The following is a 22,712-nucleotide window of genomic DNA, read 5'->3' on the forward strand; positions in this document are numbered from 1 at the left end:
CATTGAACAATGTGTTTGAAGGGAATTTAGTTGGTACGGGATTAAAAATAGGAATTGTTGTAGGACGATTTAATGAATTTATTACAGGAAAGCTGCTGTCTGGAGCAATGGATGCCTTAAAACGTCATGGTGTTTCAGAGGAGGATGTGTCCGTTGCATGGGTTCCGGGTGCCTTTGAAATCCCGTTAACTGCCAAGAAAATGGCTGAAACGAACAAATATGATGCAATCATCACTTTAGGTACTGTGATACGCGGTGCCACTCCGCATTTTGATTATGTTTGCAATGAAGCTGCCAAAGGTGCGGCAAATGTTGCGCTTCAATCAGGAGTTCCGGTCATATTCGGTGTTTTGACAACTGATACGATTGAACAGGCTATTGAACGGGCAGGAACAAAAGCTGGCAACAAGGGCTGGGATTCTGCAGTTAACGCCATTGAGATGGCGAATTTATACAAAGTCATGAGTGAGTAATGCAGACAGTTTCAACCTGCTAAAAAAACCAGGTATGGAAAAAACGCCTTACCTGGTTTTTTATTTAGTTTTTTACATGCAGCTTTTGTAAGTCCATTTTTGGGGGATTCTTTGTAAGACGTCAGTTCTTTCAGCAGGAAAACCGAAGACCTCCAGAGTCTTTGGAAATCTTGTTTTTCGCATGGAGTATGGCTGAACTCTCCCTGGTCTCGGAAAGTCCACTCCTTCCTTAGGCAGGGAAGGAATCCGAAACGCCCTCAAGCGATCGAAAGGTTCTTTTCTTTGACAGGAATAGCAGCCGACAACCATTGGATACGATCCTGTATACACCTTCTGGAATTTCCGTTGTTTCATTAATCTTTCTCTTTCAGTGCGGCTTTCAATGCATCGGCCAAACTATTACCAAAGTTCTCATCTATTGAGTATTTCTTCATCAACTGGCGTTCCTCTTTTTTCGAAACAGCTTTTTTTCGATTTTCCGCTTTTTCTACAAGGTTGCATGTGCGGCATTGAAAATACATACCTGCTTTGCCGTGATGTATTTCCATTTTCTTATGGCATTGAGGGCAGCGGCGGTTCGATAATTTCGGATCTTTCCTTTTGCGGAAGTTGCACTGCCGGTCCGAGCATACGAGGATCCTTCCATCCTTACCCTTCATCTCCTTCATCAGAGATCCGCATTCCGGGCACTTGGTTCCGGTAATATTGTGTGCTTTATACTTTTTGTCACTCTGCTTTATTTCTGACACAAGCATCTTCGTCTGTTTTCGTATATTTTGCAAGAACTGTCCTGGGTTCCCTTTTCGTTTGGCGATCTCTTCCAGCTCTGCTTCCCATCGGGCTGTCAGCTCGGGTGATTTCAGCTCATCATTGACCAGATCCATTAATTGTTTCCCTTTAGGCGTAGGATAAAGCCTGTTATTTGTTCGATCAATGGCCTGGGAGCTAAGAAGTTTTTCAATGATGTCCGCACGGGTAGCCGGTGTTCCCAAACCATATTTCTCCATTCTGGCAAGGAGATCGGATTCAGTAAATCTGGGAGGTGGTTCTGTAAAATGGCTCGCTATTTCACTATGCTGGATATGGAGTGTCTGCCCTGGCTTGAGATGTTGAAGGATCTTCGTTTGATTTTTCTCTTCTTGCTGTTTAGTTAACACTTTAAAACCTTCGTCCAACACAGTAGTTTCTTTTGTCAGAAAGGTCTCACCCGCTGCTTCAATCGTTACACGCATGGTCTCATAACGGTAGGAAGGATAAAAGAGAGACATGAATCGTTTAGCAATTAAATCAAATAATTTTCTCTCATCCTGTGTCAAGTCTGCCATTTTTACCGGCTCCTCTGTCGGAATGATGGCATGATGATCCGAGACTTTTTGGTTGTTAAATACACGGGGAGCAAGCACCTTTGCCCGCTGTTTCAAAATAGGCTGAACCTCTTCCTTATATGCGGATCGCAAGGCAACAAGACGATCTTCCATTGTTGATTTCAAGTCCGTTGTTAAATATCTCGAATCTGTCCTTGGATACGTAACAATTTTATGATGTTCGTATAATCCTTGAAGAACATTTGAAGTTTTCTTTGCTGAAAAACCAAACCGGCGGTTTGCGTCTCTTTGCAGTTCCGTTAAATCATAGGGCAGCGGCTGCTGCTCAGACTTTTCCTTACGGTCAACTGTTTTCACGAGGGCTTTCTGATCTTTTGTTTTGTCAACGATCTTTTTTGCCTGATCTTTTGAAAAGATCTTTTTTTCACCTCGGTGTTCCCATTCGGCTTCGAGATGTCCCGCCCGTATGTGAACCGTCCAATATTCTTTCGGAACAAAGGATTGAATGTCTTTTTCCTGCTGAATAATCAGCCCGAGTGTCGGTGTCTGCACTCGTCCGGCGGAGAGAGGGTCGTTATATTTGGTTGTGAGTGCGCGCGTTACATTTAAACCGATCAGCCAGTCAGCTTCTGCCCTGCAAACAGCAGATTCATATAAAGCCTCATACTCTTTTGCTGGTTTTAAGTTTTGAAAACCTTTTTGGATGGCACGGTCTGTATAGGAAGAAATCCAGAGACGCTTTACCGGTTTTTTCCACTTGAGCTTCTTAAGGATCCAGCGTGCCACCAGCTCACCTTCACGGCCGGCATCCGTAGCGATAATGAAGTCACGGACATCCTTTCTTTTCGTCAAAGATTCAATCCCTTTGAATTGCGAAAAAGTTTGCTTAATAATTTTTATCTCCATCTTATCTGGAATAATCGGTAAATCGTCCAAGGTCCATGTCTTATATTTATGATCATAGTCTTCAGGCATTTTTAGTTCCATTAAATGTCCTAAAGCCCATGTCACGATATATCGGGGACCTTCGATATAATGTTTCTTTTTTTCTGTGCAGCCGAGAACCCGTGCCAAATCTCTTGCAACGCTTGGTTTCTCAGCTAATACTAGTGATTTCACTTCATAAAAACTCCTTTCATGCATCACATGCATATATAGTATTATAGCGGACGATCGGCAAAAGTGAAAAAACAGAGGCAAGTACATGACGTGAGCCCAAACATAAAATGGCGAAATGAATAGTTTAATGTGTAAGGATTATTCCTAATCCTCAACCGGGAGGTGAAGGTTAATGGGCTTCTGGGGCTACGGATGCGGATACGGAGGCTTCGGTTACGGTGGCTATGGCTACGGTAGAGGCTTTGCGTTAATCGTCGTATTGTTTATCCTATTAATTATTGTTGGCGCGGCCTGGTTGTAAACAAAAGAAAGAGCGGGGAATTCCGCTCTTTTTCTATTTTAACATATGGGATTTATGCTTTTTCCTCCGGTATGGGGAGTATGATTGTAAAAGTCGTCCATTGTTCATTTGAACTGCATAGTAACTGGCCATGATGTTTTTCAATTATTTGTCTGGAGACGTAGAGCCCTAAACCGGTCCCTGTCTTTTTAGTCGTAACAAATGGTTCAAAAATATTTTTTATAAGGGAATCTGGAATTTTAGGCCCTGTATTGGAGGCTTCGAGATAAACAAGGTTATTTTTCTGGTACCCTTTGATATGTATGACCGATTCCTCATTTGTGTTCGCCATGACTTCAATGGCATTAAAAATAATATTTATAATAACCTGGCGTATTTCTTCTTGAATTCCTTTTACAAACAAGTTCTTTTGCATATCCTGCTGAAGGCTCACTTTTAATTCGAGCAATCGGGGATACACAAAGGTAGAGACTTGATCAATCAGATCATTTAATGAAAAAACGACTTCTTCTTGATCAATCTCCTGTTTCTTGGAAAGCATTAAAAATTGAGTGATCCGGAATTTCAGCTGCTCCAATTCAGATGATATGATATCCATATACGGGAGATCGGGATGCTCTGCACGGAGAAGCTGGACAAATCCCTGAACCGTTGTCAACGGATTTCTAAATTCATGGACAAAGCTTGATGTCATTTGGCCTAACAAGGTAAGTCGGTCTTCGTGGGTCGATTGCACATGCCGATTTTCCACATCTTCCTCTTCCTGTTTCAAGTTGCAATAACTTATAACGGCACAATAAGAAATATGGTCAAAAATACACAATAAATGCTTATGAATTTTTTTAAATGATTCGTTTTCTGTCTGAAAATCGGACAGTTCTTGATAAAGGATGTTTCTTCCTGTATTTATGTCATAGACCAGTTGCTCGACACCGCTGCTATCTTTTATTTTCACCTGTGCAAATTTATGGGCTGCTTCCTGTATGTATGATGGTAATTCTTCTTGAGATAATGTCAAAGCATGTAAAACCGTTTGATAAATGAACTTGCCCTTATCCTCCAGGGCTTCCCAATGCGTTGAGGAGGGCTCAGGAGGAGGCATTGCTTTTTCTTTCCATTTTTTGAGGAAATCAGCCCTTTTTTGTTCGAGAAAAGATAATACATTGGCCGTGAGCTTGTCCATACCGCACTTCACCCCCTTTCTATTATATCAGCTGACTTGCAAAAAAACTCCAAAAGAGAAAAATTCATCCAATGTGTATAACACAATATGACACATTTTGTAAGATACTCCTAAATAAAACAAATTGCACAATTTTTTTACAATCATTGTAACATACAAAATATATATGAGACAGGCTTACAAATAGAATTATTGTTTTTAAAAAGTTGTTTTTTATATATTTCAACAGTATTCAGAAAATTAATTAATTTTACCTATATACAGTACAGAAGGTCTTATATATAATGAATATAATTTAACTGTATCCTACCCATTTTTTATGGTGTAAAATGGCGAAATGTAAACAATAGGGGACTTTAGTCAATCAATGCGGAACGGAGTGGGTAGAATGGAAATGTCAGATGATAGCAAAAGGTCGATGAATCCTGTCATTCACAAATGTATGAAACACTTGGACGTCATTGGTGTGGATGATAAAACGAAACAAATTGTATATATGTATATGAAAACTTTGGAAGATGAGCTAAAGAAGGAAATAGAACTGAATCATTAAATGCCTTGTTGACAATCGGGGAACCGATTGTTTTTTTAATGGTTTAGAGAACCCCTGGCTATGCCGGGGGTTCCAGAGAGCTTATAGCGTGGTAACAAAAAAACCTCACTTCATGGTAGGATAAAGTTGGTTTCCCGACCACTTCATCTCGCCAAGAAGGAGGTATGCCCTTATGAAGGACATGAATAGTTTAGCACACACAACATGGAATTGTAAGTATCACATAGTCTTTGCTCCAAAATACAGAAGGCAGATTATTTATGAAAAATATAAAAAGAGTATTGGACAAATAATAAGAGAATTATGCGAAAGGAAAGGTGTAATCATTCATGAAGCCAATGCCTGTCCGGCTTTTCCTCTGTCCAGCTCCGGCCGCCATCGGCTCGAGGTCGCTTCGGTCCAGTCAATGAAGTCTGAAGAACCACTTCATTATCTGGCCCTCCAGCGCTTGTCGCCGATAGACAGGCGGCCTCCGCTTTTCCAATCAATGTCTTTATATTATAATTGGCTTGGACATGTGGCAGGAGCCGGCATGCGAAAGAGAGGAAAGGTCATGAACCTGTTTCATCGAGCAAGAGAAGCCATTATAAAATTATGGAAAAGAGCTCACTTAACGCAAATTTTATTATTGTTAGGATCATTAACCGTATTGATAGGCCTCGTCTACTTTGCTTATTTGGCCAATGCCGCCAACGTAGAATCTCTTAAGCAAGGCTTAGCGCAATCGACGGTCATTTATGATAAGGACGGAGATGAGGCAAGCAAGATCTCGGCCAACCGTATGGAAGGAGTTCCAGTATCGGCTGTTCCTCAACATATGAAAGATGCAATAGTAGCGATCGAAGACCATCGTTTTTATAAACATAAAGGATTTGACCTTTATGGTATTTTTCGTGCATTTTTTAAAAATTTAATGGCGGGAAGGATTACAGCCGGGGGAAGTACGCTGACGCAACAGCTTACGAAAAATGCTCTTCTATCACCCGAGCGTACTTATAAAAGAAAACTGGAAGAAGTTTTTCTGGCGATAGAAATAGAAAAGAAATTTACAAAAAGTGAAATTCTTGAGATGTATTTGAATCAAGTGTATTTTGGGAGCGGCGCATGGGGGGTCCAAAACGCAGCCCTGAAATACTTTGCAAAAGATGTAGAGGAGCTCACACTCAGTGAATCTGCTATGCTTGCTGGGATTGTGAATCGGCCATCTGCGTTGGATCCCTATAAAAATTATGAAGGTGCCGTCAAAAGACGTGACCTGGTCTTAAACCAGATGCTGAAATATGAGATGATTTCTGAATCGACATATCACGATGCTGTTAAAGAACAAATTGTCCTTAAGGATGGAGGAGGGGATCCCCTGAAGGGGAAATACCCTTATTATGTTGATGCTGTTTTAAATGAAGCGATCAACCATTACGGTTTGACACAGGATGAAATTTTAACCCGCGGATACAAAATTTATACCCAAATGGACCAGAATATACAAGCCGGTCTGGAAAAAGTATATGCGAACCAATCCTTGTTTCCGGTCAGTCCGGATGGAACTCTCTCCCAAAGCGGTGCCATCATGATTGATCCGGAAACAGGAGGAATCAGAGGACTGGTCGGCGGGAGAGGGGAACATACTTTTCGCGCTTATAACAGAGCCACTCAGCTTAAGGCACAACCAGGTTCCGTTATGAAACCGATCGCTGTTTATACGCCGGCCCTTGAAAATGGGTATTCGGCCGAATCCATGTTAAAGGATGAAGAGGGCATGGACTTTAACGGATATATGCCAAAAAACTTTAATCACCAATACGCCGGAGAGGTACCTTTATATACGGCTGTAGAGCAATCACTCAATGTTCCTGCTGTCTGGCTTTTAAATGAAATTGGTCTGGAAAAAGGTGTTGCCTCTGTCAAAGAATTCGGGCTTCCTATACAAAAAGAAGATGAAAATCTCAGTTTGGCACTGGGAGGAACAACATCCGGGTACTCACCACGGCAAATGGCGGAGGCCTACTCGGTCTTTGCAAATGAGGGTGTCCGGGCCAATAGCCACATTATTACCAAAATTGTAGGTCCGACAGGTAATATTGAAGGTGAGTTTAAACCGAAAAAAACCAGGGTCATCAGTGCAAAAACGGCTAAAGAAATGACGTCGATTTTGTTGAATGTAGTAGAAACCGGGACAGGCAGGAATGCAAATATACCCGGTTATGACATAGCAGGAAAAACAGGGTCCACCCAACTGCCTTATTCTGATATACCTAACGGTACAAAAGACCAATGGTTTGTAGGATACACACCAAATCTTGTCGCTGCGGTGTGGCTTGGTTATGATAAAACTGACCGAGAACATTATTTAACGGGGTCGAGTGGTGATACAGTTGTACCTATTTTCCGATCCATGATGGAACAAACGCTGCCCCACGTGGAAAATAACGAATTTGGCACCCCTTCTGTAAACAAAAAGCTTGAAGAGGATCAAAGATCGCTAATGGATCGATTGAAAAATTTTGATGAAAAAATGAATGAAGAAGCACAAAAGTGGAAAGAGAAGCTGGAAAATGGAAAAGGAAACTTGAAAAAGTTTGAAGAAAAATTAAGAGAGACTTATCGAAGGTTCCAGGAAAATTAGGAGGAAAGCCGTTTAGGCGGTAAGTTTTTAAGGAAAGGTGAAATTTTTGTCGATATATGAGAAAATACTTGTGGTGAAAATGTAGAGGAGGCATGAGAGAATGGAGTTTCGCATAGAGCGAGATACAATTGGTGAAATTAAGGTTCCTGCAGATAAATACTGGGGAGCACAAACTCAAAGGAGCAAACAGAATTTTAAAATAGGCGATGAAAAAATGCCGCTGGAAGTCATAAAAGCTTTTGCTCATTTGAAAAAGGCAGCTGCAATCGCCAATTACGGATTGGGTAAATTATCGGATTCCAAGAAAGAAGCGATTGTTCAAGCATGCGATGAAGTACTTGAAGGAAAATTTGATGAGCACTTTCCATTGGTCGTATGGCAGACTGGAAGTGGTACACAATCCAATATGAACGTAAATGAAGTGGTTGCACGCAGAGCCAATGAGCTTCTGGGAGAACACTCTGATGAGAAAATTCATCCGAATGATGATATTAATATGTCCCAAAGCTCTAACGATACATTCCCAACAGCCATGCACATCGCAGCGTACCATGCGGTGAAAAACGAGTTAATCCCTGCATTAAACCAGCTGAAACAAACGTTGCTGGAAAAAGAACAAGCTTTTATGGACATTATCAAAATTGGACGTACTCATCTTCAAGATGCAACTCCGCTTACGCTGGGCCAAGAAATCAGCGGGTGGAGAGCCATGTTGGAAAAAAGTGAGAAAATGGTCCAAGAAAGTGCAGAACACCTGTTGAACCTGGCCATCGGAGGAACAGCTGTCGGAACAGGAATTAATGCCGAAAAAGATTTTGGAGATAGAGTTGCTGAACAAATCAGTAAACAAACGGGATATTCTTTTGTTTCTTCCGATAACAAATTTCATGCTTTAACAAGCCATGATGAAATAGTATTTGCCCATGGCGCATTAAAAGGATTGGCGGCGGATTTGACGAAAATAGCCAATGATGTTCGCTGGCTTGCGAGCGGCCCTCGCAGCGGGATTGGCGAAATTACAATCCCTGCCAATGAGCCGGGAAGTTCTATCATGCCCGGAAAAGTGAACCCTACACAAAGTGAAGCTCTGACCATGGTAGCTGTTCAGGTATTCGGTAATGATGCGGCTATAGGCTTTGCGGCGAGTCAAGGGAATTTTGAACTCAATGTATACAAGCCTGTCATTATTTATAACTTCCTTCAATCCGTGCAATTGCTTGCAGACGGAATGATATCCTTCAATGAAAAGTGTGCAGTAGGAATTGAACCGGATCACGAGGTCATTGAGCAAAATGTAAACCGCTCTCTGATGCTCGTGACAGCGTTGAACCCGCACATCGGTTATGAAAAAGCAGCTGAAATTGCCAAACTTGCTTTTAAAGAGGGTTCGACCCTTAAAGAAGCTGCAATCAAAACGGGCTACCTCACAGAAGAGCAGTACGATGAGTGGATTGATCCAAAGAAAATGGTGAATTTATAAGGAAAAGCGGAGGCCGCCAGCCTATCGGCGACAAGCGCTGGAGGGCCAGCTAAGGAAGTCGTTCTTCAGACTTCATTGACTGGACCGAAGCGACCTCGAGCCGATGGCGGCCGGAGCTGGACAAAGGAAAAGCGGAAAGCGGCGCTTAGGGGCGACAGGGCACAGATTGCCAAACAGAAGGCGCAAGTCTGATTAGCAGTCCGAAAGGATCAAGCTGCCAAAACCATCGACAAAGCCCACAAACCTGGATTAAATCTGGAAAGGCCCCCGAAAGAGTTCGGGGGCCTTTTGCCATGTCAATTATTAAATTATTAGCGGGAGAATCCGCCAAGCTGTTGTTGAGCCATGGCAACGAGGCGCTTTGTAATTTCTCCTCCAACAGATCCGTTTGCACGGGAAGTTGTATCAGCACCAAGATTTACGCCAAACTCCTGTGCAATTTCAAGTTTCATTTGGTCAATTGCCTGTTCAGCACCTGGAACTAAGATTTGGTTTGAGTTATTGTTAGCCAATGTTGTCATCTCCTTGTTGTTTTTGATAGTGTGGCTGGGTTAGTCGGAGTTGCACCGACACACATGCATGTGACCTTCTTTGGGGTTTAACCCAATCTTGATATATTGTTATTATGATTTTTCAAGATAAAAATATTCAGGATGTCCAATGGGAGTTTTTACCTCAATCGTTAAGGGTGTAAAATACATGGATTCTTCTCATTCACAAAGAATAGGGATGAAGGAGGATCGGTGATGAGTTATTGTACTTTATGCAACGGAATGGCTGCTGAACGCCATGTATGCAGGCTGTGTATGGGAACAATGATAGACCAGGGGAAGGTGTATGATTTTTATGATGATTATTCTCCTTATATGGAGATTGAATGGAATCAGTTAGTGGATGGAGATCCCCAAAGCACACAAAAGCCTGAGTGTGTTCACTTGTTTATTTGTGTGGTTTGTGGCACTTCTCATGAAATCACCATCGTGTATGCAAAATAAAAACGGGACCCGGCAGCAAGCGAGTCCCCATTTTTTATTTAGTTGTTGGGTCATCTTCAGGTATGAAATCAGTAGTTTGTTCGATGTTTGTGGTATCATCCCTCATAAAAACATATCCTCCGGCCATGCCTTCGTTAATCATTCGGTCGACGTCCATAAAATACCGGTCCCGGCCCTCATTTTGGGAGTCCGGAAGGTGTTGTCCCTTACTTTGTTTTTTTTTCATCGTACTCAGCCTCCTATACATCATTTTGGCTGCAGAACCGTTCTGACATGCATCTCAAAAGTTGGAATTTGTTTTATCGCTCGGAGTCATAGACATGATAGAGCATAAGGTCATGGATCTCTTTCTGTAAATGAGAATCATCTTTTACATTTGGTGTATCAGACAGCCATTCTATCGTTCCGTCTTGATGGTATATACCTTCAAACCTCTTCCCAGAAAAGTAAAATGAAAACGTCCACCCTGGAATTCTCCGGTCCTGATATAAAGGCTGATATTGAAAATGTTGAAGCATCTCGTTCACCTCATTTTGCAGTACATCTATTGTAACAATTAATAGAGGACGTTTATTGCATTTCCCACAGCAACTGTGGAGAATCAATCGTTGTTTCAGTTAAATGCACAGCAAAAGCAAGTGCCAGTTTATGAGTCAATAGATCCGATTCTTTTAAACCCGGGTGAGAAAAGATTTGCCGGCCGGGTTTGGAGTTTGCTTCAAACATCCAGACCTTCCCCTCTTGATCGATGCCGAGATCAAAACCAATTTCCCCAACAATTCCGCCAACATGATCCTCAACTGCGCCTGCCAGATCCAGAGCTGCCTGTTTTAACTTGGAACGATGGTGCTCACACTCTTGTTCATCCGGAAAAATTTCTTCAAGAGAATGAACCGACCCCTCAAAACGTATATGTGTGGTTGGACTCCCTTTACCGGCAATTTTTGCTGCAATGGCACTAACCCTCCATTGGCCGCTGTCATCCTTATTCACATGAACACGAAAATCCACAGGCCTTTTGTTTATGCGAATCAGCCGAATACCCTGCTGTATAATCAGCTTTTCAGTTTCTCTTCCTTTGTACAATTGATGTATCAATGCTTCTATGGAATGAAACTTGTAAAGCCGGTTTTGCCGATCAAAAAATCTGCAATAAAAATCTTCACTCACAGAATCATATAGAACATGCCGAATTTTTCGGCCGTTACTCCCGTCCGCCTGTTTCAAATACACATGGCCATAATTTTTAGCCATCCGTTCAATTTCTGAAAAGGATGTAAAGGGATGGGTTTCGGGCAAATAGTGTTCGATTCGCCCATCATTGCATAAGCGTTCATGAAGCTCCAGTTTATTGAAAAAACCTGGATTATACCATGGGATCAAATAGTCATTTTCCATTCTTTCTTTTACTTTTTGGAATGACGGGTGCTTTTCGCTCAAACGGTTGGGCAGGCGATCATATACGACGTTTGGAAAAGGAACATTCATCTGTTTCCAGGTTTGATCATGATAAAAATAACCATGGATCATCCCTTTTTCCCAATGAATATGTTTCTCGCCGAATAAAAACGGAACAGCTCCGACAGATGTTTGAACCGACATTTGCTTTGCAAAGTTCTTTGTTCTTTCCCCGACCGGCAACAATTGATAAGGCGTAAATCCTGACGTGAAAATGCCCACCAGCGGACCAAGATATAAGGTTTCATCATCCTGAAATAGGCAAAGGTTTGAAACAAAGCGAGGAATTCCTAACATTTTGGCCAGACTGGAACTGATGGAAATGACGTTTCTTCCGTTCGGGTGACGGCTGCATTCTGCTTCTGCTACATTGGAGCCAAATGAAACATACGAATGTTCCTCTTTAGGCTTGAAATTCCGTGGATAATATATCTTCAGCTCATCACTGTCAAAAAACTCACAATGGTACCGAACCCTCATGGTAACCCTCCTCTTTGAAAGTGTCCAGATTTGCCCTGGTGTACCTTTTTTATTTATAATCAGTTCGAGGCCCTGCAATCGGAAAAAGGCAGGGAACAAAACTGGGCGGATTTCTCATATCGTATGTTCACGGGGTTGTCCCCGTTCTTGCAGCCGTTTTTTAAGGAGGAAATACATGTCGAGCTGGTATACAATGTTAGCTTTTATGATGATAATCGGAGCGGCGATCGGAGGTTTTACGAACTTCTTGGCGATTCGGATGCTCTTTCGGCCTTACCGGACATTTTATATCGGTAAATGGCAGGTACCCTTTACTCCAGGATTAATACCAAAGCGGCAGGGTGAATTGGCAACACAGATTGGGAAGCTCGTAGTGGGTTACTTAGTGACGCCTGAAAGTATTTATAATAGGCTGACGGACGAAAAGTTTAAACGGGAAACGCAAGATTGGATATATGCAAAATTAGAAGGTTGGCTGAAAAAGAAGGTAACTCCCGCAGAGCTTTTGGCTCAGCTGGGTGTTGAGAATCCTGTTGAACGAACGAATCAATCCATTCACCGGATCGTTGAAAAGAAATATGCATCGTTGAAAACAAAGTGGATGGATAAACCGATCAGTGATATTTTGCCAAAAGAGCTGGCAAAAACTGTTTATGAGAAAATACCGGAAATTGCTGACCATATCATCCAAAAGGGCATAGATTATTTTTCAAGCGCGGAAGGCAAACAGAAAATACGAGTGTTAATTGAAAATTTTTTAAAAAACAAGGGGAAACTGTGGAATATTGTTCAAATGTTTGTGACGGAAGATCAGCTGGCGGATCGGTTACAGCCTGAAATCATGCGCTTTCTATATAATCCAGGAACAAGAGATCTGCTGATTTCCGTCTTGAGTGAAGAAGTGAAGAAACAGGAGCAGAAAAAGGTGAGCGAATATTATGCCGGCGTGAACGAAGAGAAGGTTTTAAGTTTCTTAAAAAAAAGTGCATCTGATTTGTTTCCGGTAGAAGGCTATTTGCATAAACCGGTAAAGGAACTGATTGAACCGTACAGAGAAAAGTTAGTAAATACAGCAATTCCCCGCTTGTTGGAGGCAGCCGGTGAATATTTGGCTGAACAATCAGGAGAAATATTAAAAAGATTTAAAGTTGAAGATATGGTTCGTAAAGAGATTGAATCGTTTTCGCTGCAAAGACTGGAAGAACTGGTGATTTCCGTCGCCAAAAAAGAATTGGTAATGATTACGTATCTTGGAGCACTGCTGGGAGGATTAATTGGCCTGATACAAGGTATCATTGTTATGCTTACATCATAGTATGTTACACTTCGGTGAGGAGGGATGTAAATTGAGCACAAACCTGTATGACCACGCGTATGAACTTGAGAAGGCGATGCGCAATAGTGAGGAATTTAAGCATTTACTGGCCATGTATGAGGATGTAGCCAATGACAATGAAGCAAGCACCATGTTTGATCAGTTCAGAAATGTCCAGCTGAAGCTCCAGCAAAAGCAAATGGAAGGCCGGGATATTACAGAAGATGAGGTTATGGAAGCACAGGTAATTGCAAACCAAGTTCAAGAAAATGAGAAGGTATCACGACTCATGGAAGCAGAGCAGCGCATGAGCATGACTATTACCGAATTGAATAAAATTATCATGGCACCCCTCAATGAATTATATGGTTCTATGGCCTAAGGGCTCCTCTTTTGAGGAGCCTTATCTATGTGCGGGTCCATAGTGCCAAAAGGTTTCCAAACCATATTTTCTAGTTCTATTAGGCAGGCGTGTCTCGTATATTTATGAAGGGAGAGATTGCGCAAAGGGGGAGCACCATGACCTATAAAATGCTTGTTCTGAATATTGATGGCACGCTTCTGCAGGAGAATGGCCGTATTCATAAACAAACCCGTGAAGCGATTGAATTTGCGCTTCGAAAAGGAATCCATATTATCTTGGCAACCTCAAGAAATTTTCCGGCGGCGAAACGTGTCGCTAAATCATTAAAACTAAAGGATTATCTTGTTGCTCATCAAGGATCGTTTATTGCAAAAGAACTGAACAAACCTATATATGTAAAGAGGATCCACGAACAAATTACAAGTGAATTGACAGCACTTTTGGAGTCATTTTCGTGTCAAATCAAGCTTGTTCACGAAAAATATTTAATTGGCAATAAACGAAAGCTTCCAAATAATATGATGGGAAAAGTGGTTTTACAATCCGCCAACCGATTTATTTATCATGAACGTTATGTTGACTCAATCAGTGATAAGCTGATGAATCAGCCAATGGAGCCTCCACATATGGAAGTGGTTTTCTTTAATGAAAAAGAATGGAGTGACGCACAAAAGGCCATAAAAGAAATGTATGAAGAAGTCATTTGTATTCCAACCGATCCATTAAAAATGGTAATTGTTCCATCCGGTGTATCCAAGTTGAACGGGGTACGCTTTGTGTGCAGCCAATACGGCATTCAAAGGCATGAGGTTGTTGCAATAGGAGCAGGTATGGATGATCGGCCGCTGATGGAATGGGCTGGGCTTGGAGTGGCCATGGGAAATTCTCCAAAAAGTGTCCAAGATGCTGCTGATTGGATTACAAGGACAAACAACGATAACGGTGTGGCATATATGGTAAAAGAGCATTTCAGGAAACAGTATCGCCCCGGATTTATCAATAACTTAAAAAAGGATGAAACATTGGAAGACAACATGTTTTTAATCAGTACAGAGAAAAATAAGTTAAAATAATCCAAAAAAGACTGTCTTCGGCTGACAGTCTTTTACTATTTAGCGATGAAATAAGATGAGCTTGCCTTGAGGAGAGGAACAACGGTGAGTTTTATGAAGCATTCCTTTTTCGGAAAGAAGAGCGGTTCCTTTTTCTTTTGCTTCCTCATCATTTCCTGAATCAAAAGCCTCATCTAATATTTTTTCACCCGTTGCCTCAAAAGCGGTTAATCGGTATATCCCCATCTGACGGCCCCCTTTCTTATAGTTATTGTTGCATAGTTTTGAATAGACGAAAAGCAGAAAATAAACAAGGGTGACAGTGCAAACCATATTCATGTATAATAGTAGAACGTATATTCGCTTGAGGTGATGTAGGTGAAGACCATTCGCTTTGTCCATACGGCAGACCTGCATTTGGACAGTCCCTTCCTTGGACTGCACCATTTGCCGGAAAATTTGTTTAAGCGCCTGCAGGAGAGTACATTTACCGCATTTGAACGGGTTGTGGACGCGGCTATTGAACACAAAGTTGATTTTGTATTGATAGCAGGAGATCTGTTTGATGGAGAGGACCGTAGTATTAAAGCGCAGGCGCGGTTAAGAAGACAGTTGGAACGTTTGGGGTCAGAAGGGATTTTTACTTTTATTATACATGGGAACCACGATCATTTGTCAGGGGACTGGATCCATTTGGATATGCCCGATTTGGTACATATTTTTCATAAAAAACCGGAGCCTGTACAAATTACTAGCAAAAATGGGACAACCGTCCATGTGTATGGATTCAGTTACCCGAAGAGGCATGTCTATACAAAAATAATAGAAGAGTATGTAAAGCGTCCGGGGACTGATTTTCATATTGCAATGCTTCATGGCAGTGAAGAGGGTTCAGCGGGCGGACACGAACCCTATGCGCCTTTTACCGTTCGGGAACTTCTAGAAAAGGGAATGGATTACTGGGCGCTGGGTCATATACATAAGCGAAGGACACTTCATGCGGATCCATATGTCGTATATCCGGGGAATACACAGGGGCGCCATCGCAAAGAAAACGGAGAAAAAGGCTGTTATGTTGTCAATATGGTAAAGAACGGACCAACCGAATTAGAATTCATTGAAACAGCAGATGTTCGGTGGGAGTCTATTCAAATAGAATTGGATAAAAAAACAGACCTTACAGAGCTTTATGCAATATGTACATCCAAAATGGAAGCTATTGCCAAAAAGGGACAGGGGGTTCTTTGTGAGTTAAAAATTATCCACTCAGGCCGCTTATCGCCAAGGGTTTTAAATGTAATAGAAAATGGTGAATTTACGGAAATGCTCCAAGACGAGGTTTTCATCGATCATGAATTTGTCTGGCCCTATCGAATATATCAGGAGGACCGCTCTGCAAAACGATTATCGGCTGATGATGCCTTTGAGAAAGTATTGTACGAAGCTGCTCGAGAATTGGAATCAGCACATGTTTTTGAAGAAGCTGTATCAGAATTGTATTCCCATACATATAGCAGCAGATATTTGGATGCATTGGATGATCAGGAACGCAGGCAAATACTTTTGTCAGCCAAGGAATTACTGATGAAACAATTAGCTGAACGAGACTGAAAGGGGGGAGGCACCCTTGAAATTAAAGCAAATTCATCTATATGGCTACGGAAAGCTTCATAACATCGTCTTTGATAATCTATCAGATCTTCAAGTTTTTTATGGGGAAAATGAAGCGGGGAAATCTACAGTTATGTCGTTTGTTCATAGCATTTTGTTTGGATTCCCTGCTCAGCAGCAGTCTGAGTTGAGGTATGAACCAAAAACCCATTCTGCATATGGCGGCAAACTCGTTTTTCAGACAGAGAGATTTGGTGAAGTTATCATTGAGAGGGTAAAAGGCAGGGCTTCAGGGGATGTGACGATCCTTCTGGGAAATGGCCCTGTTGACGAATCAGAATTTTTGCCGAAATTTTTGAATGGAGCGGATAAGACGATGTTTCGAAGGATTTTTTCCTTTGATCTTGATGGGCTCCAGGAGATACATCGTTTAAAAGAGGAAGATATCGGAAAGTATTTAGTGGCAGCAGGAACGATCGGTACGGACGATCTTTTAAAGATAGAGAAAGAACTACAGAAAGATCTCCATCAGCTTTTTAAACCGGGCGGGCGAAAACCAGTACTGAACGACCATTTAAAACAATTAAGGAACCAGGAACAGCAGTTAAAAAAAGCGAAGCAGCAATATGTTTTATACGAATCATTATTATCGGAAGCCCAAGAGGTGACCAGCAGGGTTGACCAGTCTAAAAGCAGGCTGGAGGAAATAAATGATAGGCTGGACCACCTTAAGGAACTGCTTAATAAATGGCCGCTTATTACGGAAAAAGAACAACTGGACAACAGGTACAGCAAGGTAAAGTCTATTGAATTTCCGGCGGACGGATTAAGGCGGCTTGAAACATATGAGGAAAGATTAACGGAATTGTCCGGTAGATTGAGGACTGCAGAGCAAAGAGTTGAGGCAGCAGAAAGGAAAATGGAAGCTAATGCCCCCTTACAAGGTTTTGATCCAGTCGTGGCGGAAAAACATTTACATGAATGGCCGGTCCACCTGCAAAAGATGGATGATCTTTCAACAATAACCCGTTCCATTGAGGACCGGCAAAAAGAAGCAGAATCTGTCAGAAAGGAGCTTCAATATCCTATTGGAAAAGCCCATTCAATCCAAGAAGTAAGTTTGGGAATGGATCAGAAAGCAAAGCTTAAGGAAGCAGTCCGGCAACTTACCCGGCAAGAATTTCGGCTGAACAATTTGGAAGAACAGTTGGTCCATGAACTGGAAACATTACATTCTATTGAACAAGCATGCAATGACATAGAGAAGCGGTTTGTTCATGAACGTCTTTTTAAGGATTGGGAAAGACAGTTGGAGAGACAACGGTCAACAGACCAGCTTGTAGAGGAAAGAAAGCAGCTGCTGGAAGAAGTGGAAGTTCTACGGGGCAGAAAGAGACAGGAGCAGGTGAAACAGAAGAATGAGCAGCGGAAAACCACTCTCATCTCATCCGGCATCGTGGTCCTTTCTGCCTGTCTTTTGGGATGGAGTGTACTTTCTGGACAATGGGGAGGAGGATTACTGGCACTTCTGGTAATGGCCTATTCCGTTATACAAATCCTTCAAAGAAAAGAGACATCAGGTCTGGTCTTTATTACTGAAACTCTTCATGAAAAAGAGAGCCAGCTAAAAAGTACAGAAGAACAGTTGGAGTCCACTTCGTCGGTTGAACCCGCTATTGCTTATAAATATAAAGAACAGCTTCAGCTGCGTGAACAGTGGAAAGAACAATTTACAAGGCTTGAAGAACAGAGGCACAGGGTGGAAGAGTCCCAATCTGATATTCAAAGTGTAAAAGAAAAGATCCGAGTACTGGGGGATCATTTGAATGAGATTAAAATTTCCCTCGGTCTGAACATTGATTTTTCCCATATGAAGATGGAGGATGCCTTTTCCATGTTGAAAAGACTTCAGGAGCTGGATCGGCAGCTTCAAGAAAAAATGGCCAAAAGGGATCAGATCCAAAAGGAGCTGGATCAATGGACAACCGCTCTTTACCACTTTCTCAAGAAATTTAGACAGGTCTATTCAGTCCATACACCGGAAGAGTGCATATTCTTTTTACGTGAAACAGTAAAAAAAGAACAGGAAAAACGAGCTGCTCTCCAAGAACAGGAAGAAAATGTCTCTTATTTAAAAGTGGAGATTCAACGACTGCAAAATGAAATGTCTATTATGCAATTCAAAGTGCAACAACTGTTTGAATCTGCACAGGTGAGCAATGAAGAGGAGTTTCGTCAAAAAGCCAAGCTGTTTGAGGAGAAGGTTCTCCTGAAAGAGCGGCTGGAATTGCTGAGACATCAGCTTGGAATGGAAGAAAATCATGGTTATCAAAGCAAAGAAGAATTGCAGAACGACATCCGCAGGCTGGAAGAGGAAAGCCATAAGCGCACACGACTTTTGGATGAAGACAGAAATAGAATGGCTGCAATAAATCAGGAAATCCGCTTTCTTGAGGAGGGCGGTACCTATACGGAAAAGCTGCATCTGTTCCGCCATAACCGTTTCCTGTTTAATGAGAAAGCACGCAAGTGGGCTGAACTGGCAGTTGCAGATCATTTACTGAAGAAAATCATGAAAAAATATAAAGAAGGACGCTTTCCGAAAGTTATCCGAAAAGCAACTGAATATTTTTCATTCTTAACAGATGAGGAATATATCCGCATTCATGTGAAGACAGACGGGACTTTGGAAGTGGAACGCAAAGATCGAATCTTATTTGCTCCGCATGAATTGAGCAGAGGTACAGGGGAACAGCTCTATATTTCCATTCGTTTGGGGCTGGTAGATGTTTTAAAGGAAGAATTTCCATTTCCGATCATCATTGATGATGGGTTCGTCAATTTTGACCATAAAAGGACAAAAAAAGTGCTGCAGTTGATTGAGGAAATCAGTTCAGATATACAAGTATTACTTTTCACATGTCACCGGCATATGGCCCAGCAATTTTCAAATGAGCAAATCATTCAGATCCATGAGAAGAAAACAAGTCCTGTTTGATGATTGTAAAAATAATAGATTAGGAATATGGTATAATTTGAAAAGAATAAAGGGAGGCAGGCGTTTGGATGATTAAAGAATTGATGGAACATGAAGTGGGGGAGCAAGTAGATCTTTTTCTTCTCATTAAAAGCTCTTTCAGGGGCATCGCAAGTAACGGTAAACCATTCTTGACACTTATATTGCAAGATCGTTCAGGAGATATAGAAGCAAAGCTGTGGGATGCTTCAGATAGTGAGGTAAAAGCATATCAACAGGGGACCATTGTTCGGATTGCCGGTGAAGTCCATAATTATCGGGGAAGAATGCAGCTGAAAATAAAAAAAATTAGACGTTCCAATCCGCAGGATAATGTAAAAATCAGTGACTTATTGGAAAAAGCCCCTTTATCCAAAGAGGAGATTTCCAGTAAAGTCACCCAGTATATATTTGAAATGAAAAATCCTAATATACAGCGGATTACAAGACATTTAGTCCGTAAGTATCAAGAGGAGTTCCTGGAATATCCGGCAGCTACAAAAAATCATCATGAGTTTGTTTCGGGGCTAGGATACCACGTGGTATCCATGCTGGATTTAGCGAAATCCGTAGCAGACCTATACCCTTCCCTTGACCGTGATCTGCTTTTTGCGGGAATCATTTTGCATGATTTAGGAAAAGTGATTGAGTTATCTGGTCCTGTGGCAGCGGCTTATACCGTTGAAGGGAATCTTCTCGGACATATCAACATTATGGTGAACGAAATTGGCAAGGCTGCAGATGAACTTGGAATTCAAGGAGAAGAAGTCGTCGTTCTTCAGCATCTCGTCCTGAGCCACCATGGGAAGTTGGAATGGGGGAGCCCCAAACAGCCAATGATCAAAGAAGCTGAAATCCTGTTTATGATCGATAATATTGATGCCAAGATGAACATGCTGGACCGTGCCCTAAAGCACGTCAAACCAGGCGAGTTTTCCGAAAGAATCTTTCCTTTAGATAATCGCTCATTCTATAAACCTACATTTCATTCATAATGCCTCTGCATACAGAGGCATTTTTTCTTTGTATTTTTCATATGCTGATGATAGGTGGACGAGCCATGATAGGGGGAGAAGAAGATGTCTTTGCCAATTTGGTTATACTTTGTTATTGCAGGTATTTTTGTCAGTGCGTTCATGGCGATTAAGTCAGCGCGTGAAGATCATCAATTCGAAAAAGAATGGATTGAGAAGGAAGGGGAAGTTTATATAGAGAGGATGGAGGAGGAAAAAGAACGCAGAAGAAACATGCGTCAAGCAGGACATTCATAAGATGGATGCAGTCCAAACACAGGCTGAAAAGGAGAAAAAGCTGCCACATTTGGCAGCTTTTTAACTAAAAGAAGTAATCCATTAGACGTTTTTCTATGTTGAAACCTGATGGATTGACTAGCTCCAACAGAAAGTCGTTTTCGTGCAGCAAGCCGGTGCCACAGATTAAACAGTTAAACAAGGAAAAATGAGTTATCGTGCCAATGCTTGTCCGAACGCAACCGTTCGGCTCGGGAAAAGCTGCATGAACCCTCTTGATCATATTAGCATTTCATGAGAGATCAAGCTGCTTTCCTACTGGCTGAAAGAACCCTCATTCCCTGTGATGTAATTATTTTTCCTCTTCAATCTGTTCTTCAGAAGCATCTTCTGGTTCTTCAAGGATTGGATCGAAAGCGGCCTTTAAGTCGCTGTCTTTCACACTAATATCAGCTTCTTCAAGTTCTCTCTTCAACGCGTTTTGCATCATTTCAGGATCAAGCTTGGACACTTTGAGCTCATGCTCAATCTCGTCTTTTACTTTATCAAATTCTTCTTGCTTTTCCTTCTCTTTAATATCTGTTACTTGAATAATATGCCAGCCGAATTGTGTTTCAACCGGATCACTAATCTCATCTTTTTTCAATTTAAAAGCGGCCTCTTTGAAGGTTGCATCCATTTGAGGGTCATCAATCGAAATGGTCCCAAGGTCGCCCCCTTGCTCATTGGCAGCTGTGTCAACGGAATATTCTTTTGCCAGCTTTGCAAAATCTCCGCCGTCCTCAAGCTTTTTTTTCACTTCTTTTGCAGTTTTTTCATCATCAAGCAAAATGTGTCGTACTGTAATATCTTTTTGTTTGTTTTCGTAATATTCCTTAACTTCATCCTCAGTCACTTCAACGTCCTTAACAGCAGCTTTTTCCTGCAGGAGGCTGACTTTTAAAGATTCACGGAACTCATCTTCATCTTTAAAACCGCTCTGCATCAAAGCCATGTCAAATTGAGGTCCCAGCTGCTCTTTCAGCTCTTCCATTTTTGCGTCCAATTCTTTGTCGGATACTTCATAATCTTTGGATAACACTTTTTCGAAAACAAGTTGTTGCAGCGACTGCTCGCCGACTTTACTTTTCATTGCTTCGTATAGCTCATCTTTCGTAACATCCCCGGCATTTGTTTTGGCAACTGCGTCCCCTCCATCACCGCTGCAGCCTGCCAATGCGGCAATACCGGCTGCCAAAGAAAGGGATAACACCCATTTATTCATATAAGCCAACTCCCTGCTAATCTGTAATTACAATAAAAATCCACAAAACATACTATATCACAGATGGTTGCAGAAAAAAACATTTTCATGAAAATATGAGAAATTGGGCGTTTGATTCAGCCAACATGCCCGCCCTCTTCATATGTTATAGCGAAAGAGCTAAAGGGGGTTATTCATATGGGAGGCTTTGGATACGGCGGAGGATTTGCGCTCATAGTCGTACTGTTTATTTTGTTGATCATCGTTGGATCAGCGTGGGTATGCTAATCAACTTTTGAAAAAATGGGCGTATGTCCGGTGCATACAGATTTCGAATGAATAAAATGAATGGTGAGCAAGTTGGAGGAGGTGCATGTAAGTGAGCGGAGGCGCTGGATACGGAGCAGGATTTGCTCTAATCGTTGTATTGTTCATCTTGTTAATCATCGTTGGAGCATCCTGGTTTTACTAAAAATATGCTGAACGATCATAGGCAGAAAGGACGGTATCCGCGCAGGTACCGTCCTTGTCTTATTAACCCGGTTGGTTTGTTCCAACTCGTATGCTGAAGCCGTGCGTTTTTTAAGTTAAGTATATAAAATTTCAATATATGAGGAGAATAATAAAATGGTAATTAAAATATTAATGGTGCGAAAAATTTTTGGTTGGCGTTCCTCTGGAATTTCACGTTGAACACAGAGGGAATAGGTAAGGTTGTTAAAGGTATATAAAATAAATATAGCAAAAATAATAAACAGAGCCGGCAAGCTAAATCCTCCCCCTAACTATCTCCATATACATACGATAGCAAATTTTTTGAAGAAAAAACAGTTTCAAAAATGTGTTTCCTATCTTTTTCATGAAAGCATCT

At 41.6% G+C, this 22,712-nt stretch carries 24 protein-coding genes and 1 pseudogene; 16 read left to right on the top strand and 9 right to left on the bottom strand.

Annotation, left to right across the window (positions count from 1 at the left end; all coding sequences use genetic code 11):
- The first annotated feature begins 2 nt into the window (after window positions 1-2).
- Window positions 3-473 (top strand): 6,7-dimethyl-8-ribityllumazine synthase, encoded by a 471-nt coding sequence (gene ribH, locus ACFSCZ_RS11230; RefSeq protein ID WP_380774025.1) that lies wholly within the window; start codon window positions 3-5, stop codon window positions 471-473.
- 353 nt (window positions 474-826) lie between these two features.
- Here the strand turns inward: ribH and ACFSCZ_RS11235 are convergent, their stop codons facing one another.
- On the bottom strand, window positions 827-2,917 hold the full coding sequence (locus ACFSCZ_RS11235) for a DNA topoisomerase III (RefSeq protein ID WP_380774026.1): 2,091 nt from the start codon (window positions 2,915-2,917) through the stop codon (window positions 827-829).
- 172 nt (window positions 2,918-3,089) lie between these two features.
- Here ACFSCZ_RS11235 and ACFSCZ_RS11240 point away from each other — a divergent pair, with 172 nt between their 5' ends.
- Window positions 3,090-3,218 (top strand): YjcZ family sporulation protein, encoded by a 129-nt coding sequence (locus ACFSCZ_RS11240; protein ID WP_380774027.1) that lies wholly within the window; start codon window positions 3,090-3,092, stop codon window positions 3,216-3,218.
- Between the two features lie 52 nt (window positions 3,219-3,270).
- On the opposite strand, the gene ACFSCZ_RS11245 is transcribed toward ACFSCZ_RS11240, so the two are convergent.
- A complete protein-coding gene (locus ACFSCZ_RS11245; RefSeq protein WP_380774028.1) occupies window positions 3,271-4,401 on the bottom strand; it encodes an ATP-binding protein in 1,131 nt (376 codons plus the stop codon).
- Between the two features lie 388 nt (window positions 4,402-4,789).
- On the opposite strand from ACFSCZ_RS11245, the gene ACFSCZ_RS11250 reads away from it, so the two are divergent.
- The 4 genes and pseudogenes from ACFSCZ_RS11250 to fumC all read left to right on the top strand — a co-directional run bounded on the left by ACFSCZ_RS11250 (window position 4,790) and on the right by fumC (window position 9,057).
- The gene (locus ACFSCZ_RS11250; protein WP_380774029.1) at window positions 4,790-4,954 is read left to right on the top strand and encodes a hypothetical protein; all 165 of its coding nucleotides are present in this window, start codon (window positions 4,790-4,792) and stop codon (window positions 4,952-4,954) included.
- 172 nt (window positions 4,955-5,126) lie between these two features.
- Window positions 5,127-5,300: pseudogene (gene tnpA, locus ACFSCZ_RS11255) on the top strand (IS200/IS605 family transposase); the annotation flags it as partial.
- Between the two features lie 207 nt (window positions 5,301-5,507).
- Window positions 5,508-7,577, top strand: a complete 2,070-nt coding sequence (locus ACFSCZ_RS11260; RefSeq protein ID WP_380774064.1) for a transglycosylase domain-containing protein — start codon at window positions 5,508-5,510, stop codon at window positions 7,575-7,577.
- Window positions 7,578-7,677: 100 nt separating this feature from the next.
- Window positions 7,678-9,057, top strand: coding sequence for a class II fumarate hydratase (fumC, locus tag ACFSCZ_RS11265; protein WP_380774030.1), 1,380 nt, complete (start codon window positions 7,678-7,680; stop codon window positions 9,055-9,057).
- A 311-nt stretch (window positions 9,058-9,368) separates the two neighbouring features.
- On the opposite strand, the gene ACFSCZ_RS11270 is transcribed toward fumC, so the two are convergent.
- Entirely contained in the window at window positions 9,369-9,569 is a 201-nt protein-coding gene (locus tag ACFSCZ_RS11270) for a small, acid-soluble spore protein, alpha/beta type (RefSeq protein ID WP_380774031.1), read from the bottom strand.
- Window positions 9,570-9,803: 234 nt separating this feature from the next.
- Between ACFSCZ_RS11270 and ACFSCZ_RS11275 the strand changes: the two genes are divergently transcribed.
- Complete coding sequence (locus tag ACFSCZ_RS11275) at window positions 9,804-10,052, top strand: hypothetical protein (RefSeq protein WP_380774032.1); 249 nt, start codon at window positions 9,804-9,806, stop codon at window positions 10,050-10,052.
- 34 nt (window positions 10,053-10,086) lie between these two features.
- Here ACFSCZ_RS11275 and ACFSCZ_RS11280 read toward each other — a convergent pair whose 3' ends face one another.
- From ACFSCZ_RS11280 to ACFSCZ_RS11290, 3 genes are all read right to left on the bottom strand, one after another.
- Window positions 10,087-10,278, bottom strand: coding sequence for a hypothetical protein (locus tag ACFSCZ_RS11280; protein ID WP_380774033.1), 192 nt, complete (start codon window positions 10,276-10,278; stop codon window positions 10,087-10,089).
- A gap of 73 nt (window positions 10,279-10,351) precedes the next feature.
- On the bottom strand, window positions 10,352-10,570 hold the full coding sequence (locus ACFSCZ_RS11285) for a YheE family protein (protein WP_380774034.1): 219 nt from the start codon (window positions 10,568-10,570) through the stop codon (window positions 10,352-10,354).
- Between the two features lie 52 nt (window positions 10,571-10,622).
- On the bottom strand, window positions 10,623-11,990 hold the full coding sequence (locus ACFSCZ_RS11290) for a YheC/YheD family endospore coat-associated protein (RefSeq protein ID WP_380774035.1): 1,368 nt from the start codon (window positions 11,988-11,990) through the stop codon (window positions 10,623-10,625).
- A gap of 175 nt (window positions 11,991-12,165) precedes the next feature.
- Here ACFSCZ_RS11290 and ACFSCZ_RS11295 point away from each other — a divergent pair, with 175 nt between their 5' ends.
- From ACFSCZ_RS11295 to ACFSCZ_RS11305, 3 genes are all read left to right on the top strand, one after another.
- Entirely contained in the window at window positions 12,166-13,305 is a 1,140-nt protein-coding gene (locus ACFSCZ_RS11295) for a DUF445 domain-containing protein (RefSeq protein WP_380774036.1), read from the top strand.
- A gap of 31 nt (window positions 13,306-13,336) precedes the next feature.
- Window positions 13,337-13,687 (top strand): YlbF/YmcA family competence regulator, encoded by a 351-nt coding sequence (locus ACFSCZ_RS11300; RefSeq protein ID WP_380774037.1) that lies wholly within the window; start codon window positions 13,337-13,339, stop codon window positions 13,685-13,687.
- Window positions 13,688-13,824: 137 nt separating this feature from the next.
- Window positions 13,825-14,742, top strand: coding sequence for a Cof-type HAD-IIB family hydrolase (locus tag ACFSCZ_RS11305; RefSeq protein ID WP_380774038.1), 918 nt, complete (start codon window positions 13,825-13,827; stop codon window positions 14,740-14,742).
- A 39-nt stretch (window positions 14,743-14,781) separates the two neighbouring features.
- On the opposite strand, the gene ACFSCZ_RS11310 is transcribed toward ACFSCZ_RS11305, so the two are convergent.
- Window positions 14,782-14,967: a YhzD family protein gene (locus tag ACFSCZ_RS11310; protein WP_380774039.1), complete on the bottom strand. Its 186-nt coding sequence runs from the start codon at window positions 14,965-14,967 to the stop codon at window positions 14,782-14,784.
- A gap of 132 nt (window positions 14,968-15,099) precedes the next feature.
- Between ACFSCZ_RS11310 and ACFSCZ_RS11315 the strand changes: the two genes are divergently transcribed.
- The 4 genes from ACFSCZ_RS11315 to ACFSCZ_RS11330 all read left to right on the top strand — a co-directional run bounded on the left by ACFSCZ_RS11315 (window position 15,100) and on the right by ACFSCZ_RS11330 (window position 20,619).
- Window positions 15,100-16,332 (top strand): metallophosphoesterase family protein, encoded by a 1,233-nt coding sequence (locus ACFSCZ_RS11315; RefSeq protein WP_380774040.1) that lies wholly within the window; start codon window positions 15,100-15,102, stop codon window positions 16,330-16,332.
- 16 nt (window positions 16,333-16,348) lie between these two features.
- Window positions 16,349-19,330 carry an ATP-binding protein gene (locus ACFSCZ_RS11320; RefSeq protein WP_380774041.1) on the top strand — a complete coding sequence of 994 codons (2,982 nt, stop codon included), beginning with the start codon at window positions 16,349-16,351 and terminating at the stop codon, window positions 19,328-19,330.
- A gap of 68 nt (window positions 19,331-19,398) precedes the next feature.
- The gene (gene yhaM, locus ACFSCZ_RS11325) at window positions 19,399-20,343 is read left to right on the top strand and encodes a 3'-5' exoribonuclease YhaM (protein WP_380774042.1); all 945 of its coding nucleotides are present in this window, start codon (window positions 19,399-19,401) and stop codon (window positions 20,341-20,343) included.
- Between the two features lie 84 nt (window positions 20,344-20,427).
- Window positions 20,428-20,619, top strand: coding sequence for a sporulation YhaL family protein (locus tag ACFSCZ_RS11330; protein ID WP_380774043.1), 192 nt, complete (start codon window positions 20,428-20,430; stop codon window positions 20,617-20,619).
- A gap of 331 nt (window positions 20,620-20,950) precedes the next feature.
- Here ACFSCZ_RS11330 and ACFSCZ_RS11335 read toward each other — a convergent pair whose 3' ends face one another.
- Window positions 20,951-21,862 carry a peptidylprolyl isomerase gene (locus ACFSCZ_RS11335; RefSeq protein ID WP_380774044.1) on the bottom strand — a complete coding sequence of 304 codons (912 nt, stop codon included), beginning with the start codon at window positions 21,860-21,862 and terminating at the stop codon, window positions 20,951-20,953.
- Between the two features lie 177 nt (window positions 21,863-22,039).
- On the opposite strand from ACFSCZ_RS11335, the gene ACFSCZ_RS11340 reads away from it, so the two are divergent.
- Together ACFSCZ_RS11340 and ACFSCZ_RS11345 are read left to right on the top strand one after the other, a co-directional pair.
- Window positions 22,040-22,129: a YjcZ family sporulation protein gene (locus tag ACFSCZ_RS11340; RefSeq protein ID WP_380774045.1), complete on the top strand. Its 90-nt coding sequence runs from the start codon at window positions 22,040-22,042 to the stop codon at window positions 22,127-22,129.
- 91 nt (window positions 22,130-22,220) lie between these two features.
- Window positions 22,221-22,313, top strand: a complete 93-nt coding sequence (locus tag ACFSCZ_RS11345; protein WP_018705486.1) for a YjcZ family sporulation protein — start codon at window positions 22,221-22,223, stop codon at window positions 22,311-22,313.
- Between the two features lie 115 nt (window positions 22,314-22,428).
- On the opposite strand, the gene ACFSCZ_RS11350 is transcribed toward ACFSCZ_RS11345, so the two are convergent.
- Window positions 22,429-22,608, bottom strand: coding sequence for a hypothetical protein (locus tag ACFSCZ_RS11350; protein ID WP_380774046.1), 180 nt, complete (start codon window positions 22,606-22,608; stop codon window positions 22,429-22,431).
- Window positions 22,609-22,712 lie beyond the last annotated feature (104 nt).

Origin of the sequence: Siminovitchia sediminis (assembly GCF_042680885.1) — a bacterium.
Lineage (GTDB): Bacteria > Bacillota > Bacilli > Bacillales > Bacillaceae_C > Siminovitchia > Siminovitchia sediminis.